This window comes from Burkholderia sp. BCC1208, from assembly GCF_902833095.1.
Classification (GTDB): domain Bacteria; phylum Pseudomonadota; class Gammaproteobacteria; order Burkholderiales; family Burkholderiaceae; genus Burkholderia.
Genome location: NZ_CADFDY010000001.1, coordinates 734,186 through 751,040 on the forward strand (window position 1 = coordinate 734,186; position 16,855 = coordinate 751,040).

Below are 16,855 nucleotides of genomic sequence, written 5' to 3' on the forward strand. Positions count from 1 at the left end.
CGCCACCGATGCTCGACCTGACTTTTCCGCTGCGCTGGCGCGTCGCGCTCGTCGCGCCGGCGCTGGCGGTATTCGCCGCGTTCTGGCTGCTGCCGATGGCGGCGCTCGTGCAGGTGTCCGCCGACGGCGCCTTCTTCCCGCACTACGCGGCGCTGCTCGGCAACGCGCGTTACATGAAAAGCCTCGGCGAGACGGTTGCGCTGTCCGCGGGCGTCACGCTCGCGACGCTCGCACTGTCGACCATTTCCGGCCTGCTGCTCGCGCGCCGCGAATTCGCCGGCAAGCGCGTGCTGCTCGCGCTGCTCACGTTTCCGCTCGCGTTCCCGGGCGTCGTCGTCGGCTTCATGGTGATCATGCTCGCGGGGCGCCAGGGGCTGATCGGCATGCTGTCGACGAAGCTCACCGGCGACAAGTGGGTCTTCGCCTATTCGGTGACGGGCCTGTTCGTCGGCTACCTGTACTTCTCGATTCCGCGCGTGATCGTCACCGTGATCGCGGCCGCGTCGAAGCTCGACGCGTCGCTCGAGGAAGCCGCGCGTTCGCTCGGCGCGTCGCCGTGGCGCATCTTCGTCGACATCGTGCTGCCCGCGCTCGCGCCGGGCCTGATCGCGGCCGGCGCGATCTGCTTCGCGACCGCGATGGGCGCGTTCGGCACCGCGTTCACGCTCGCCACCGATCTGAACGTGCTGCCGATGACGATCTATACCGAATTCACGCTGAACGCGAACATCGCGACGGCGGCCGGCCTGTCGATCGTGCTCGGCATCGTCACCTGGGCCGTGCTCGCGCTCGCGCGCCGCTTCACCGGCCACACCGCCGCTGCCGCGGCCTGAGGATTCCAGCATGCAATCGCTTTCCGGCTCTTCCGCGCCGTCGCCGACCCCGGCTCCCTTGCAAACGGCCCGCGCCGCGCGGCATGCGCCGCGCGCAGCCGGTGCGCGTGCGATCGCCGCGCTGCAATGGGGCGTCACGCTGCTGCTGTGCGCGTTCCTGATCGTGCCCGTCGTGATGTCGGTGCTCGCGGGGCTGACCGTCAACTATTTCCGCGGCCTGTCGAGCGGCCTCACGCTGCGCTGGCTCGAACAGGTGTGGCAGCAGTATCACGGCTCGGTCGCGCTGTCGCTCTACGTCGCGTTCGCGACGCTCGCGATCGTGCTCGCCGTCGGCGTGCCGGCCGGCTATGCGCTCGCGCGCAGCAAGAGCCGCATCGCGCGTGCGATCGAGGAAGCGCTCGTGCTGCCGGTCGCGCTGCCGGGGCTGGCTTCGGCGCTCGCTCTGCTGGTCGTGTACGGCGGCTTCACCGCGTTCCGGATGAGCCTGTGGTTCATCGTCGTCGGCCACGTCGTGTTCACGCTGCCGTTCATGGTGCGCGCGGTGGCGGCCGTCGCGGCCGGCGCCGACCTGCGCACGCTCGAGGAAGGCGCGGCGAGCCTCGGTGCGTCGTTCGTCACGCGTTTCGTCACAATCGTGCTGCCGAACCTGCGGCCCGGGATCGTTGCCGGCGCGCTCGCGGTGCTCACGCTGTCGATCGGCGAATTCAATCTCACGTGGATGCTGCACACGCCCGACACCAAGACGCTGCCGGTCGGGCTCGCCGATACGTATGCGTCGCTGCGCCTCGAAGTCGGCAGCGCATACACGATCCTGTTCCTGCTGATGACGCTGCCGCTGCTCGTCGCGATGCAGTGGCTCGGCGTCGATCCGTCCGGTACGCGCGCGCTGAAGAAGCGCCCGCGCTGACTCTCTTGCAGACATGAAACTCGATTCCACCCCCATCACCCTGACCGGCTGCGCGAAGACGTTCCGCGGCACACGTGTGCTCGAACCGCTCGATCTGTCGATCGGCGCCGGCGAAACGCTCGTGCTGCTCGGACCGTCGGGCTGCGGCAAGACGACCACGCTGCGCCTGATCGCGGGCCTCGACACGCCGGACGCCGGCGGCAGGATCGCGTTCGGCAACGACGACGTCACCCCGCTTCCGATCGAGCGCCGGCAAGTCGGCATGGTGTTCCAGAACTACGCACTGTTTCCGAACCTGACGGTGCGCGGCAACGTCGGCTACGGGCTGAAGATCCGCAAGACCGAACCGCGCGCGTTGCGCGAACGCGTCGACGAGCTGCTCGCGATGATGCGGCTCGATGCGCATGCGGACAAACCGGTCGATCAACTGTCGGGCGGCCAGCGTCAGCGCGTCGCGCTGGCGCGCGCGCTCGCGGTGCGGCCGCGCGTGCTGCTGCTCGACGAACCGCTGACCGCGCTCGACGCGAAGCTGCGCGACGTGCTGCGCCGCGACATGAACACGCTGCTGCGCACGCTCGGCGTGACGACCGTCTACGTGACGCACGACCAGGCGGAAGCGATGGAGCTCGGCGACCGGATCGTCGTGATGGGCGCGGGCCGCATCGAGCAGATCGGCACGCCGCGCGAGATCTACTACCACCCCGCGAACCGGACGGTCGCGCAATTCATCGGCACGCTGAACCGGCTGGCCGGCCAGTGGCGCGACGGCGCGCTTGCGACGACGGGCGGAGCGATCGTCACGCCGCATGCGGCCGACGAATGGTTCTTCCGCCCCGAGGACGCGCAGCTCGCCGATCCCGCGCATGCGCCGCTGCGCGGCGCGGTCGGCGCGTGCGCATTCCTCGGCGAGCGCACGCGGCTCACGATCGAGCATGCGGCACCCGACGCGCTGGTGATCGACGTGCCGGGCCGCATCGCGCTCGCACGCGGTACGGCGGTCGGCCTCACGATCGCGCCGGAAGGCCTGATCGCGCTCGGCGCGTAAGGCGTCGATCGGGCATCATTCACGCAGCACCCCACGGCGGCGCACGCCGCCGGGACAACAACCAGACGATTCCGAGGAACGACGATGCTGCTTGCTCAAATCAGCGATCTCCACATCAAGCGCCCGGGCCAGCTCGCGTACCGGCGCGTCGACACGGCGGCCGCACTCGCCCGCTGCGTCGCGAAGCTGAACGCACTCGTGCCGCGCCCCGACGCCGTGCTCGTCACGGGCGATCTGACCGACTTCGGCCACGACGAAGAGTACGGCAACCTGCGCGGGCTGCTCGCGGCGCTCGAGATTCCGTACTACCTGATGATCGGCAATCACGACGACCGCGCCGGATTGCGCCGCGCGTTCGCCGATCGCGCCGAGCTGCAGGACGGCGAATTCGTGCAGTACGCGCTCGACGTCGGCGCGGTGCGCGTGCTCGCGCTCGATTCGCAAGTGCCGGGCGCGAGCCACGGCGACCTGTGCGACGCGCGGCTCGCGTGGCTCGCCGCGCAGCTCGACGCCGCGCGCGACCGCCCGGTGATCGTCGCGCTGCATCACCCGCCGTTCGCGTCGGGCATCGGCCACATGGACAGGCTGCGTCTCGCGCCCGCCGCCGCCGCGAACCTCGATGCGCTGCTGCGCGGTCATCCGAACGTCGAGCGCGTGCTGTGCGGCCACGTGCACCGCACGATGTTCACGCGCTTCGGCGGCACGCTCGCGTGCGCGGTGCCGTCGCCCGCGCACCAGGTCGCATTCGACCTGCGGGACGATGCGCCATCCGCATTCCGGCTCGAACCGCCGGCGTTCGCGGTCCATCGTCATGCGCCCGATACGGGGATGACGTCGCATCACGTCTATGTGGACGAAGGGGCGGGGCCGTATCCGTTCTATGAGCCGACCGGCGAGCTGGTCGGCTGACGGCGTGAAGCGCGTGCCGTGACGGGCCGCGGCCGGCCCCTTGTGCCGGGTTGCCGGGTTGCCGGGTTGCCGGGTTGCCGGGTTGCCGGGTTGCCGGGTTGCCGGGTTGCCGGGTTGCCGCCGGCAGGATTCACGTCGCTCCGGTATGATCGGCAGCCTCGACCGGCGCCCGGCCCGCCGGCGCACCCGACGCGTGCGCCGCCTGCCGCGCCGCCCCACTCCGTGCCTGCCGTCATGTCCACCACCTCCACCGACCGTCCGACCGATGCCGCCTCGCCCCACTACTCGCGCAGCCTGCTGTTGCTGCTCGCGACGATCGCGGGCGTGTCGGTCGCGAACATCTACTACAACCAGCCGCTGCTCGACAGCTTCCGCTCGGCCTTTCCGGACGGCGCATCGTGGATCGGCGCGGTACCGACCGCGACGCAGCTCGGCTATGCGGCCGGCATGTTCCTGCTCGCGCCGCTCGGCGACCGCTTCGATCGCCGCGGGCTGATCCTGCTGCAGATCGCGGGGCTGTCGATCGCGCTGATCGTGGCGGCCGCCGCGCCGTCGCTGGCCGTGCTCGCGGCCGCGAGCCTCGCGATCGGCATCCTCGCGACCATCGCGCAGCAGGCCGTGCCGTTCGCCGCCGAAATCGCGCCGCCGGCCGAACGCGGCCACGCGGTCGGCACCGTGATGAGCGGCCTGCTGCTCGGCATCCTGCTCGCGCGTACCGCCGCCGGCTTCGTCGCCGAGTATTTCGGCTGGCGCGCGGTGTTCGCCGCATCGGTCGCGGCGCTCGTCGCGCTCGCCGTCGTGATCGTGCTGCGGCTGCCGCGCAGCTCGCCGACGTCGACGCTGTCGTACGGGAAGCTGCTCGGATCGATGTGGCACCTGGCCGTCGAACTGCGCGGGCTGCGCGAGGCGTCGCTGACGGGCGCCGCGTTGTTCGCGGCGTTCAGCGCGTTCTGGCCGGTGCTCACGCTGCTGCTCGCGGGCGCGCCGTTCCATCTCGGCCCGCAGGCAGCCGGCCTGTTCGGGATCGTCGGGGCCGCAGGCGCGCTCGCCGCGCCGTATGCGGGCCGCTTCGCGGACCAACGCGGCCCGCGCGCGATCATCTCGCTCGCGATCGCGCTGCTTGCGCTGTCGTTCGTGATCTTCGCGCTGTCGGGTTCGAGCCTCGTCGGGCTCGTGATCGGCGTGATCGTGCTCGACGTGGGCGTACAGGCCGCGCAGATCTCGAACCAGTCGCGCATCTATGCGCTGAAGCCCGACGCGCGCAGCCGCGTCAACACGGTGTACATGGTGTGCTATTTCATCGGCGGCGCGCTCGGCTCGTCGGCCGGCGTCGCCGCATGGCGCGCGTTCGGCTGGACCGGCATGTGCGCGGCCGGCCTGCTGTTTACCGCGCTCGCCGGCTGGTTCCACCATCGCGGCGGCCGGCGCGGCTGAGCGCGACCGGCCACCGCGGCGTCACGCGTCGGTGCGCGAGGCGGCCGGCTCGGCGGCGGGCGGCGGCGCGAACGCCGGAGCCGGGTCGATCACCGCGCCGGGATCCATCACCGCCGCGGGCGTCGGCACCGCGAGCGGGACAGCGGAAGGCGCGAGGATCGGCGCCGCATCCGGCGTGGCGATCTGCTCCGCGACGGCGGAAGCGTCCGCCGCGACCGCCTGCCCGGCCGCGACGGCCGAAGCACTGCTGGCCGTGGCTGCCGCCGCGGGCCGGCGCGCCGGATCGAACACGAACGACAACCCGACGCTGCCGAGGATCGCGACCGTCGCGACCACGGTCGCCATCGTCACCGGTTCGCCCAGCAGCAACGCGCCGAGCGCGACCGCGACGATCGGATTCACGTACATGCAACTGCTCGCGATGATCGGGCTCGTGTGGCGGATCAGGTAGCCGTACGCAACGTACGCGGCCATCGTGCAGAACACCATCAGGTACACGAACGCGAACACGGGCCCGACGGCCAGTTGTTCGACGCGTTCGCCGAGCAGCCACGCGACGATCGTCGACATCAGGCCGCCGAGGCCGATCTGCAGCGACGTCGACAGAAACAGGTCGGACGGCAGCTTGAGCCGCGTCGCGAGATGCGCGCCGCCCGCCCAGAACAGTGCGCCGGCCAGCACGCAGATGGTGCCGAGCGCCGAGTTCGCCGCGGCCGCGCCGCCCGAATTCAGCACGACGATGCCGACCATCCCGAGCGCGACGGCCGCCCATTCGCCCTTCGTCACCGGCCGCCCGGCGACCGCCGCGATCACGGTCGCGAACAACGGCACCGTGGCCACCATCACCGCGGCCGAACCGCTGCTGACCGTGCGCATGCCGAGCGCGATCGTGCCGGACGACAACGCGACGAGCATCGTGCCGACGATCGCCGAGTTGCGGATTTCCAGCAGCGTCGGCCATTCGGGCTTGCGCCGCAGCGCGAAGATGAACAGGCCGACCCCGCCGAGCAGGTTGCGCAGCCCCGACAGCAGCAGCGGCGGGAACGACTGCAGCGCGAAATGCAGCCCGCTGTAGGTCGAGCCCCAGACGAAATAGATGAAGACGAGCGCGAGCGCCACGCGCCCGCCGCGGCTTTGCGGCAGGCGGATCCGGAACGAAAGGCGGGCGAGGAAATCGAGGAGTCGGTCGAGCGGCGTCATCGCGCGACCCGCCCGCACGTCACGCCGCGTGCTCCGCTGAAAAACGCCGGCGATGCCGGCAAACGGCCCTGACGGGACCGGGAAGGCAGAGCGAACGTGCGGAACGACATGGCAGTGCGAACGGCGACGAAAGAGAACCGGCGAGCGGCGGCAAAGGGGCAAAAAAAACGTGCGCAACCGCTTCGGCTGCACACGCTCGGCATTATGGCATCAAGGATTCGAAAGCATCGCCGGACATGTCTGAAAGCATATCGACTGATGTTTCGGCGCGACACTCGATGTGTCACCTTCAACGAGCGGCCCGGGTCGCTTCAGGGGGCCGGATCGATGCGGACCACCGCGCCGCTTTCGTCGGCCGACAGCACGGTGATGCGTCTCTCGGACAACGTATCGACGAGCGACTTGCCCGGCATCAGCGGCGCGTCCTTCATGCCGTCCTTGCTGCCCGGTGTCGCGTCGACGAGCGTGTTCTGAATGGCGCCGCCCGGATAGCGGACGATCCGCACTGTCACGCCGTTGACGAACGGCGACGTGTCGGGCCAGTCCTCGAACGTGCCCTTCGCGCCCGCCGGCCGGCGGAATTCGAGCAGCAGGACGGAACCGTCCGAGCGCGGCAGACGATAGCCCTGCTTACCCGGCAGCGCGCTCCACAGCGGCGCGAGGCGATACGTACCCGGCTTGGAGAGCAGCGGCACATCCCCTTCGTCGAGCCATCCTGCAAACAGCTGATAATCGACGGGATACATGCGCCGCCCGCCGCCGCCCACCGTGTCGGTCGGGTCGTCGGTGCCCCCCTTCGCGCAGCCGTCGCCGAGCATCACCGCACCGCCCTCCGTCGGACAGTTCTGCAGCGAATCAGGATGCCCGGCGCCGAGCCCGTGGCCGAATTCGTGCGTCCACATCCAGTATGCGTGCCCGGAGCCGTTCGACAGAATCCATTGCCCGGGCCGGGCCGCGAGCCCCGCGAATTTGCATTCGCTCGAGCGCGGATAATCGACGAACAAATAATCGTACTCGGCGGAATCGACACCTCGCGCCAGCGCGGCGGCCCTCGCCTGAGCGAGGATGGCGCCCGACTGGCAACCGGCCGGGAACGCACCGAGATCGACGTTGGCCAGCATCGTGCCGCTCAACGTCAGCTTGCCGTGCGACGCCAGTTTGACGTAGTGCGCGAGCGATGCGAAATCGTCGCCGTCACCGAAGACCGCCTTGCGCGCCGGTTCGGCGGGATTCGCTTGCTGGCCGGTGAAATGCGCGGACAGCAGCAGTACCCGGTGCTCCCCCGTCACGATGCGTATCGGCGACGGCAGTTCGCCGTCATAGGTCCAGCGCGCGACGGGCTGCTCGACGGCCGGCAACATCGCGACGGTGCCGTTCATCGCTTGCAGCGTTGCGCCGCCGCTGATATCCACCCAGTGCTTGTTCTGCATCGTGAAAGCGCCACTCTGGTCGACGTTGGCCCGCCATAGCCGCGTCGTCGGATAATCGTTACCGCCGCACGGCGACAGGTTGACGGGCCCCTGGCTCCACGGAGCCGCGCGCAGGCAGACGTCCCGGCCTTGCGCGTCGGCCAGCACGTTTTTCACCTGGAAATAGCTGCTCGTGGCGCGCACCATGCGCCAGCGCTGCTCGTCCGTGCCCTTGCAGGACTGGAAACCGACGTATGTACCGTTGCTGGTCGACATCGCCAGGCAACGATTGTCGCCCATGGCCAGATTCCTGATCGCAAAGCCCGTGTCGAGTGCGATGGGCGGCTCAGGTGCCGGCGCGGGCGGTTCAGGCGACGGCGCCGGCCCGGTCCCCTCGGGCGGAGCGGGCGACGGCGGCGGCGGTTCGATCGTCCCGGGCGGAGCGGGCGACGGCGGGGGTTCGATCGCACCGGGCGGAGGAGGCAACGGCACGCCGATCTCGGGCGCAATGGGCGGCTGCGGATACGACGGATCGAGCGGCGCGCCCGGTTCATCCGATATCGCCGCACCGTCGGCCACGACCTCCGCCGGCGGCTTGACTTCCTGCTCCTGCAAAGCGACAACGGGGCTTTCGGAATCACCCCCTCCGCAAGCCGACAACGTCAGCCCTGCAAGCACGCAGAGCGCGCCCCACGACGCACCACGCCGTAACACGACAAGATTCATATCGATGCTTCATCACGAATTAAATTGAGAAGGAGATCCGCGAACGAAGCATCCAGCCGGGCCAGCGCCCGGCCTTCAATTCGTAGAACATAGGAACAGGATGGTTCTCGCTGCATCCCCGAAGCGGATCCGTCGATGCATGCCGCGACAAGCAGCGCGGCACCGGCACCCTCGCGCCAACGCGCGACTACCGTTGGACAGATGTTACGGTTCGACACGATCCACTAACAATGAGACGAGTACGAAATCCATGAAGCCTGCAACGCCTGCGACTGCACCAATGCCTGCGGCAACGCACCCGCGCCGCATCATGTCGTGCCCGTCGCGCATATCACGGCGAGCCGCCGGGCGTCACGAGCCGCCGAACCAGTTGTAGCCCTGATCGACCCAGTAGCCGCCCGGGAACGTATCGGTCACGAAGATTTCCATGATGTGCTTCGGGTTCTTGTAGCCGAGCTTGGTCGGCATCCGCAGCTTCATCGGGAAACCGTATTCCGGCGGCAGCCGGCGGCCGTCGTAGTCGAACGCGAGCAGCGTCTGCGGATGCAGCGCGGTCGGCATGTCGATGCTTTCGTAGTAATCGTCCGCACATTTGAAGCCGACGTATTTCGCACCGGTATCGGCACCCGCGCGTGCGAGAAACGCGCCGAACGGCGTGCCGCCCCAGCGGCCGATCGCACTCCACCCTTCCACGCAGATATGCCGCGTAATCTGTTCCGCGTGCGGCAGCGCCCGAAGCTCGTCGAGCGTCCACACGCGCTTGCCCGTCACGCGGCCGGACAGCACGAGCCGATACGTCGATTCGTCGACGTGCGGCACGTCGTCGATCCCGTAGTACGCATTGAACGGAAACGGCCGCGTGATGTCGGCTTCGGTGTAGGTCGGCGCGAGCCGTTCACCGCTAAACAGCCAGGCCTGCACGCGATCGTTCATGCGCGACACTTTCTCGAGGAACGTGTTGACCGACGCATCGTCCTGCAGCGTGCAGCCGGTCAGCATCGTCAGGCCGCCCAGCGTCAGGATGCGCCGGTTGAAGAGCCGCCGCGACGGCATCTCGAGTTCCCGGCGCACGTCGAGTTCGAGCGATTTCCGGTCGAGCGCCCAGCGCGGCTCGCTGCGGTTTTTTTCGGATTCCGACATGATGATTTCCTTCGCCCGCGACGCGCGGGTCAGTGGCCGCGCAGCATTGCGAGCAGCGAGCGCGGCACCAGCAACGCCATCGCGACGTGGACGGCCACGAATGCGACCAGCAGCGACATCGCCCAGAAGTGCACGATGCGCGCGTTGTCGTAACCGCCGAACAACTCGCGCAGCAGCGGAAATTGCACGGACTTCCAGATCGTGAGGCCCGACAGCACCAATACGACGAGATCGGCGATCGCGGTCAGGTACGCGGCACGCTGCACCGCGTTGTAGACGCTCAGGTCGGCGTGCGACAGCCGCCCGCCCAGTGCGGCGCGCACGTCGCGCCATACGGACGCCGGCGTAACCGGCAGCATCTTGCGCGCGAAGCGCCCCGTCGCGACCGACATCGCGAGATAGAACAGCCCGTTGCCGACCAATAGCCACATCGCCGCGAAATGCCATTGCAGCGCGCCGCCGAGCCAGCCGCCAAGCGTGATGCCGTGCGCGAACGTGAACGACGGATAGATCGGCGACGCGTCGTAGATGCGCCAGCCGGACAGCGCCATGAGGACCGCCGCGAGCGCGTTAAGCCAGTGGCTTGCGCGCACCCACCGCGGATGGATCGTCGGCGCGGGCGGCGGCACGCTCGCTCGATCCGTGACAGGAACCGTTTGCATGATGAACACTCCCGGGATGATGCGGCGGGACGCGAGGCGCGCCGGTAACCGGCCGGTCGCGCCCCGCACTCATTCGTCAGTTCGACGGGCTCATGGCGTCCTTCTTCATCGCGTCGTCCTTCTTCATCGCGTCGTGGCCCATCGCGTCCTTCTTCATCGCATGCTTCTTCATGCCGTCCTTCTTCATCGCGCCGTCCTTCGCCATCGCGTCGTGACCCATCGCGTCCTTCGACATCGACATGCCGTCCTTCGACATCCCGTCCTTCGACATTGCGTCGTTCTGCGCGTAGGCGCCCGTTGCGATCGTGGCAAGTGCGGCGACACAGGCGGCGAGGAATACGTTTTTCATGACATTTCTCCGATACATACATGGGTTTGGGAGCCGAATAGACGGAGGACGCCGCCGGAAATGACAGCGATATCGAAAATTTTTTTGAAGCGGAAACAAGGGAGGGAAATGCTGCACTGCTCGCCCCTGCTGTTCGGGACGACATCGCGGGTCGACGACAGCGCTTGCTGCGGCGCACCGCGCGCGCGTGGGCGGCGGCGATCCGCCCGCCGCACGGGGGCATCGGCTTCACCCCCGGTTGAAACCGCCGCCAAGCCGGTGTATCGTGTGCCCTTGCTAACGCGGGGGTCCTGCAATGCGTTCGGTCAAACAACCGGCATTGCGGGTGAGAAATACCCTTTGAACCTGATCTGGATAATGCCAGCGCAGGGAAGCGTACGGATTTCGCCGCCATCCTTCTGACGAAATCCGCCGCCTCACCAAGCCTCGTCTCCTGCTTAGCTCGAGCCCCACATTCGTCAAGGGCTCCGGGCAAGCGCCGACGCGCCTGTCCGGCGCTCACACAGGAGATTGCATGAACGCCAATCCGAAGTTTCTGTCTGCCGACGCCCACGTCGACGCCGCTGCCGTCGCGCCGCTGCCCAATTCGCGAAAGGTTTATGTAACCGGCTCGCAGCCCGACATTCGCGTGCCGATGCGCGAAATCACGCAGGCCGACACGCCGACCGGCTTCGGCGGCGAGAAGAATCCGCCGATCTATGTGTACGACACGTCGGGCCCCTACACCGATCCGGACGCGAAGATCGACATCCGCGCGGGCCTGCCCGCGCTGCGCCAGCGCTGGATCGAGGCGCGCGGCGACACCGAGGTGCTCCCCGGCCTGTCGAGCCAGTACGGCCTCGAGCGCGCGGCCGATCCGGCCACGGCCGAGCTGCGTTTCCCGGGCCTGCACCGCAACCCGCGCCGCGCGCAGCCCGGCAAGAACGTCACGCAGATGCACTACGCGCGTCAGGGCATCATCACGCCGGAAATGGAATACATCGCGATCCGCGAGAACCAGCGCCGCGCCGAGTACATCGAGAGCCTGAAGTCGAGCGGCCCGAACGGCGCGAAGCTCGCCGCGATGATGGGCCGCCAGCATCCGGGCCAGGCGTTCGGCGCCGCGGCCTTCGGCGCGAACGCGCTGGCCGAGATCACGCCGGAATTCGTGCGCGACGAAATCGCGCGCGGCCGCGCGATCATCCCCGCGAACATCAACCACCCGGAATCCGAGCCGATGATCATCGGCCGCAACTTCCTCGTGAAGATCAACGCGAACATCGGCAATTCGGCCGTCACGTCGTCGATCGGCGAGGAAGTCGACAAGATGACGTGGGCGATCCGCTGGGGCGGCGACACGGTGATGGACCTGTCGACCGGCAAGCACATTCATGAAACGCGCGAGTGGATCATCCGCAACAGCCCCGTGCCGATCGGCACGGTGCCGATCTACCAGGCGCTCGAAAAGGTCAACGGCAAGGCCGAGGACCTGACCTGGGAAATCTTCCGCGACACGCTGATCGAACAGGCCGAGCAAGGCGTCGACTACTTCACGATCCACGCGGGCGTGCGCCTGCAGTACGTGCCGCTCACCGCGAACCGGATGACGGGCATCGTGTCGCGCGGCGGCTCGATCATGGCGAAGTGGTGCCTCGCGCATCACAAGGAAAGCTTCCTGTACGAACACTTCGAAGACATCTGCGAGATCATGAAGGCGTACGACGTGAGCTTCTCGCTCGGCGACGGCCTGCGCCCCGGCTCGATCTACGACGCGAACGACGAAGCGCAGCTCGGCGAACTGAAGACGCTCGGCGAACTCACGCAGATCGCGTGGAAGCACGACGTGCAGGTGATGATCGAAGGCCCCGGCCACGTGCCGATGCAGTTGATCAAGGAGAACATGGATCTGCAGCTCGACTGGTGCAAGGAAGCGCCGTTCTACACGCTCGGGCCGCTGACCACCGACATCGCGCCGGGTTACGACCACATCACGTCGGGCATCGGCGCCGCCATGATCGGCTGGTTCGGCACCGCGATGCTGTGCTACGTGACGCCGAAGGAACACCTCGGCCTGCCGAACAAGGACGACGTGAAGGAAGGCATCATCACGTACAAGCTCGCCGCGCACGCCGCCGACCTCGCCAAGGGTCACCCCGGCGCGCAGGTGCGCGACAACGCGCTGTCGAAAGCGCGTTTCGAGTTCCGCTGGGAAGACCAGTTCAACATCGGTCTCGACCCGGACAAGGCACGTGAATTCCACGACGAGACGCTGCCGAAGGATTCGGCCAAGGTCGCGCACTTCTGCTCGATGTGCGGCCCGCATTTCTGCTCGATGAAGATCACGCAGGACGTGCGCGAATTCGCGGCCCAGCAGGGCGTGTCGGAAACCGAGGCGCTGAAGAAAGGGATGGAGGTCAAGGCGGTCGAGTTCGTGAAGACCGGCGCCGAGATCTACCACCGTCAGTAAGCGCGCGCCGCGAGCCTCACCGGCTCGCATCGCGATGCACGCAGCCCGCTTTCGAGCGGGCTTTTTTGCGCATGTCGCGTGCCCGCGGGCCCATGCGAAACAATTGATTACGAAACCGCGCGAGCCTTAACAAGTCCTTACAGCAGCCTCGCAGGACGGCGCGTAAATTGGGGATATGCGCGGCCGGCAGCCGGTCGCGCGCCTTCCGTTCACTACCACAAGGACAACGATCATGAACTCGATTCGGCGTTTTGGGGTATGCGCTCTGCTCGTCGCGACAGTAGCCAGCCTGTCGGCCTGCGATTCGATGTCGCGGCGCCAGCGCGATACGGCAATCGGTGCGGGTGTCGGCGGCGTCGCCGGCGCGGCGATCGGCGGCAACGCGCTGTCGACGCTGGGCGGCGCGGCGGCCGGCGGCATCATCGGTAACCAGGTCGGCAAGTAAGCAGTCTGACATCGGCCGGCTGGGCGTCGTCCAGCCATCGGCCGGTCGGTTCAACGGCGTTTCCGCACCGCGGAAGCGCCGTTTTCGCATGCGGCGCCAAAACAAGCGCGGCCGCCGCCCGGAAATGATCGGTTACCGTTTCTCATACCGTGTCATCGGTACTCGGCCTAAGCTTCAAGCATCTGCCGATGGCCGGCTCCGCCGGAGACACATCATGAACAGGACCTTCGTCGCCGCGGCGCTTGCCTGCACGACGCTCGCCGGCTGCTATTACCCGTACGGCTACTATCCGGGCGGCTATTACACGGCGGCGCCGGTGCCGGTACAGCCCGCGCCCGTATATGTCGATCCGGGCCCCGCCTACTACTATCCGGCACCGGCGTATGCGCCCGCATGGGGCAGTTATTGGGGCCCGGCGCTGTCGCTCAATTTCGGCTTCGGCGGACGCGGCGGCTGGCGTCATCACTGATCGGCCGCGCCGCGCGCGGCCGGCCGTCCGCCGCCGCCGCAAACGGTGCGATTCCCGTTTCTTGTCGTTTCATCCGATCGTGAAACGACGGCGCGGTAACGCGGTGTAAGATTCGTCGCATCCCGTCCCCCGCCCTCGCCGATCGATGTCGCCCAAGAACGCTTTCCTGCTGACCGTGCTCGCTGCCCTCTGGGGCGCATCCTTCCTGTTCATCCGGATCGGCGTGGTCGATTTCGGCGTCGCGCCGCTGATGGCGCTGCGCGTGGGCATCGGCGCGCTGTTTCTCGCGGGCTTCGCGCTCACGCGCTTCAAACCCGCCGATCTGGCCGCCCGGCTGCGCCGTCATGCGGGGCCGCTGTTCGTCGTCGGCGCGCTGAATTCGGGCATCCCGTTCTGTCTGTTCGCGTTCGCCGAGCTGACGCTGTCGGCCGGCGTGACGTCGGTGATCAACGCGACGACGCCGCTGTGGGGCGCGCTCGTCGCTTACCTGTGGCTGAAGGACAAGCTGTCGCTGCCGCGCGCGCTCGGGCTCGTCATCGGGTTTGCCGGCGTGCTCACGCTCGTGTGGAACCAGATCGCGAACGCGCACGGCGACACGGGCGCCAGCGCGACCGCGCTCGCCGCGGCGGCCGCTCTCGGCGCGACGCTGCTGTACGGCATCGCGGCCAACTACACGAAACGCAAGCTCAGCGGCGTCGATCCGCTCGTCAACGCAGCCGGCAGCATGATCGGCTCGACCGTCCTGCTGCTGCCGTTCGCGATCGCGACGTGGCCGGCCGCGCCGGTCGGCGCGCACGCATGGGGCGCGGTGCTCGCCCTCGGCATCGCGTGCACGGGCATCGCGTATTTCATCTTCTTCTACCTGATCGCGCATATCGGGCCCGCCCGCGCGATCACCGTGACGTTCGTGATCCCCGTGTTCGGGCTGCTGTGGGGCGCGCTGTTCCTCGGCGAACACGTGTCGGTCGTGATGATCGAAGGCTGCGCGATCGTGCTCGTCGGCACCGCGCTCGCCACCGGCGTGATCAAGCGGATTCCCGGCGTCCGACCGCGCGGCAGCGAGGCGGCCTGACGATCGGCGCGCCCGGCGCGCACGAACCGTCGTCCGCCGCGCGGCAATGCCGATGGCGGCGCGACGCGGGTGTGCCGACGCGCCGCCGATCGGCACCGCGGCGCGCGGGCATTCGACTCATTCGACTCATTCGTCTGACGGCGGCGGCTGGCCGCCGGGATTTCCCGCATCAGCCTGCGCATCGGGCGGCAGTGACGCACGGTCATGCCGCCGCGCTGTCGCGGGATTGTCATCCGCCACTGCGGCGCGCTTCGTTTCGCGGCGGTCATGCACCGTACGGATGCACGCGGCGCCGGTCGCCGCGCCGCGGTGCGCGGGCCGCAATCGCGGTGTACCGTTCGCGTCTGGAGTTACCCTGATACGCGCGCCGCGGCAATCCCGTTACACTCGGAAAACTCATCCGCAGAAGGCGGTCTCGATGCCCCACGTTCTTTCGCGCCCGCCTGCGCATGCGGCTGCATCGGCGTGGTGGTGCGCCGCCGTCCCGCCGCCCGCTTCCGGGCACCGTTGACATGAAGTCCACCCGCGACCGGTCGCTCGAGGCCCTGCTCGAACGCCTCACGCCGACGCCCCACGGCTGGCTCGCCACCTATCGCACCACGACATTGCGCAGCGTGTTCCAGCCCGTGCTGTCGATCACGCACAAGCGCGTCGTCGGCTACGAGGCGCTGCTGCGCGTCGTCGACGGGAACGGCACGCTGGTGTCGCCCACCGCCCTCTTCGACAAGACGCGCGGCGACGCCGACGCGCTGCTGCTCGACCGGCTCGCGCGCTGCCTGCACACGGCCAACTTCGTCGCGCAGGGAATCGGCGACGGCTGGCTGTTCCTGAACGTGACGCCGCGCGTGCTCGACACGGGCCTCGTGCAGCGCGAGTTCGTCGAGGCGCTGTGCCGGCATTTCGCGCTGCCCCCGAACCGGATCGTGCTGGAAGTGGTCGAACAGCCGGCGCGCGACGAAGCCGCGCTTGCCCGCACCATCGACATGATCCAGCATCGCGATTTCCTGATCGCGATCGACGATTTCGGCACGGGGTTCTCGAACTTCGACCGCGTGTGGCGGGCGCGGCCCGACATCGTGAAGCTCGACCGCTCGCTCGTCGAGCGTTCGACCGCCTCGGCCGACGATCGCCGCATCATGCATCACCTCGTGTCGATGCTGCACCAGGCCGGCGCGATGGTGCTGGCCGAAGGCGTCGAAAACGACGACGCGCTGCAGGCGCTGATGGAAGCCGACATCGATTTCGTGCAGGGTTTCCAGTTCGGTCAGCCCGATGCATCGATCGCGCACGCGAGCGCGGCCGCGCCCGCGATGCTCGATGCCGCGTGGCGGCGCTTCATCGCCCGCCGGCACATGCCGGTGGTCGCTCAGCAGCCGGGCTTCGACGCGATCGAACGGCTCGTGCTCAGCGGCGCGGCCGCGTTCTCGGCGAGCGGCAACCTGCAGGACGCCGCGCAACGCGTGTTCGCGGTGCCGGCCGCGCGTCGCGTGTTCGTCACGGACGAGACCGGCGAACAGTTCCTGCCGTCGATCGGCGCGCCGCTCGACGACAGCCAGGCGAGCGTGACCCGCCTCTCGCCGCTATTCCCGGAAACCCACAGCAACTGGTCGCGGCGCCCGTATTTCCAGCGCGCGATCGCCGCCCCCGGGCGCGTCGCGCTGATGGGCCCGCACTTCTCGCTGACGGAGGGCCGCGACTGCTATACGGCCGCCGTCGCGATCCGCGCGCAGAGCCGGCTCGTCGTGTTCTGCGTCGACTTCGTGCTCGACAGTGCGGAAACCGTGATGCGATAGCCGGCGCGCACGGCGG

Annotated in this window: 15 protein-coding genes and 1 riboswitch; of the genes, 10 read left to right on the plus strand and 5 right to left on the minus strand. The window is 68.4% G+C overall.

The window, feature by feature from the left end:
* Positions 1-8: 8 nt before the first annotated feature.
* From HWX09_RS03310 to HWX09_RS03330, 5 genes are all read left to right on the plus strand, one after another.
* Entirely contained in the window at positions 9-833 is an 825-nt protein-coding gene (locus HWX09_RS03310; protein ID WP_027784026.1) for an ABC transporter permease, read from the plus strand.
* Positions 834-843: 10 nt separating this feature from the next.
* On the plus strand, positions 844-1,740 hold the full coding sequence (locus HWX09_RS03315) for an ABC transporter permease subunit (protein WP_027784025.1): 897 nt from the start codon (positions 844-846) through the stop codon (positions 1,738-1,740).
* 13 nt (positions 1,741-1,753) lie between these two features.
* Positions 1,754-2,785 carry an ABC transporter ATP-binding protein gene (locus tag HWX09_RS03320; RefSeq protein ID WP_027784024.1) on the plus strand — a complete coding sequence of 344 codons (1,032 nt, stop codon included), beginning with the start codon at positions 1,754-1,756 and terminating at the stop codon, positions 2,783-2,785.
* 84 nt (positions 2,786-2,869) lie between these two features.
* Positions 2,870-3,694, plus strand: coding sequence for a phosphodiesterase (locus HWX09_RS03325; RefSeq protein ID WP_027784023.1), 825 nt, complete (start codon positions 2,870-2,872; stop codon positions 3,692-3,694).
* Between the two features lie 234 nt (positions 3,695-3,928).
* The gene (locus HWX09_RS03330) at positions 3,929-5,128 is read left to right on the plus strand and encodes an MFS transporter (protein WP_027784022.1); all 1,200 of its coding nucleotides are present in this window, start codon (positions 3,929-3,931) and stop codon (positions 5,126-5,128) included.
* A 21-nt stretch (positions 5,129-5,149) separates the two neighbouring features.
* Here the strand turns inward: HWX09_RS03330 and HWX09_RS03335 are convergent, their stop codons facing one another.
* The 5 genes from HWX09_RS03335 to HWX09_RS03355 all read right to left on the minus strand — a co-directional run bounded on the left by HWX09_RS03335 (position 5,150) and on the right by HWX09_RS03355 (position 10,614).
* Positions 5,150-6,328, minus strand: coding sequence for an EamA family transporter (locus HWX09_RS03335; protein WP_027784021.1), 1,179 nt, complete (start codon positions 6,326-6,328; stop codon positions 5,150-5,152).
* Between the two features lie 311 nt (positions 6,329-6,639).
* Positions 6,640-8,463 (minus strand): RICIN domain-containing protein, encoded by a 1,824-nt coding sequence (locus HWX09_RS03340; protein WP_230469125.1) that lies wholly within the window; start codon positions 8,461-8,463, stop codon positions 6,640-6,642.
* Positions 8,464-8,814: 351 nt separating this feature from the next.
* Positions 8,815-9,603, minus strand: coding sequence for a molybdopterin-dependent oxidoreductase (locus HWX09_RS03345; RefSeq protein ID WP_027784019.1), 789 nt, complete (start codon positions 9,601-9,603; stop codon positions 8,815-8,817).
* 29 nt (positions 9,604-9,632) lie between these two features.
* A complete protein-coding gene (locus tag HWX09_RS03350) occupies positions 9,633-10,265 on the minus strand; it encodes a cytochrome b/b6 domain-containing protein (RefSeq protein WP_027784018.1) in 633 nt (210 codons plus the stop codon).
* Between the two features lie 76 nt (positions 10,266-10,341).
* On the minus strand, positions 10,342-10,614 hold the full coding sequence (locus HWX09_RS03355) for a pentapeptide MXKDX repeat protein (protein ID WP_027784017.1): 273 nt from the start codon (positions 10,612-10,614) through the stop codon (positions 10,342-10,344).
* 273 nt (positions 10,615-10,887) lie between these two features.
* Positions 10,888-11,004, plus strand: a riboswitch (TPP riboswitch).
* A gap of 124 nt (positions 11,005-11,128) precedes the next feature.
* Between HWX09_RS03355 and thiC the strand changes: the two genes are divergently transcribed.
* From thiC to HWX09_RS03380, 5 genes are all read left to right on the plus strand, one after another.
* Positions 11,129-13,060, plus strand: a complete 1,932-nt coding sequence (gene thiC / locus HWX09_RS03360; protein WP_027784016.1) for a phosphomethylpyrimidine synthase ThiC — start codon at positions 11,129-11,131, stop codon at positions 13,058-13,060.
* 232 nt (positions 13,061-13,292) lie between these two features.
* The gene (locus HWX09_RS03365; protein ID WP_011545020.1) at positions 13,293-13,505 is read left to right on the plus strand and encodes a glycine zipper 2TM domain-containing protein; all 213 of its coding nucleotides are present in this window, start codon (positions 13,293-13,295) and stop codon (positions 13,503-13,505) included.
* 214 nt (positions 13,506-13,719) lie between these two features.
* Positions 13,720-13,974, plus strand: coding sequence for a hypothetical protein (locus tag HWX09_RS03370; RefSeq protein ID WP_027784015.1), 255 nt, complete (start codon positions 13,720-13,722; stop codon positions 13,972-13,974).
* A 145-nt stretch (positions 13,975-14,119) separates the two neighbouring features.
* Complete coding sequence (locus HWX09_RS03375) at positions 14,120-15,046, plus strand: DMT family transporter (protein WP_027784014.1); 927 nt, start codon at positions 14,120-14,122, stop codon at positions 15,044-15,046.
* Between the two features lie 512 nt (positions 15,047-15,558).
* Complete coding sequence (locus tag HWX09_RS03380) at positions 15,559-16,839, plus strand: EAL domain-containing protein (RefSeq protein WP_027784013.1); 1,281 nt, start codon at positions 15,559-15,561, stop codon at positions 16,837-16,839.
* Positions 16,840-16,855 lie beyond the last annotated feature (16 nt).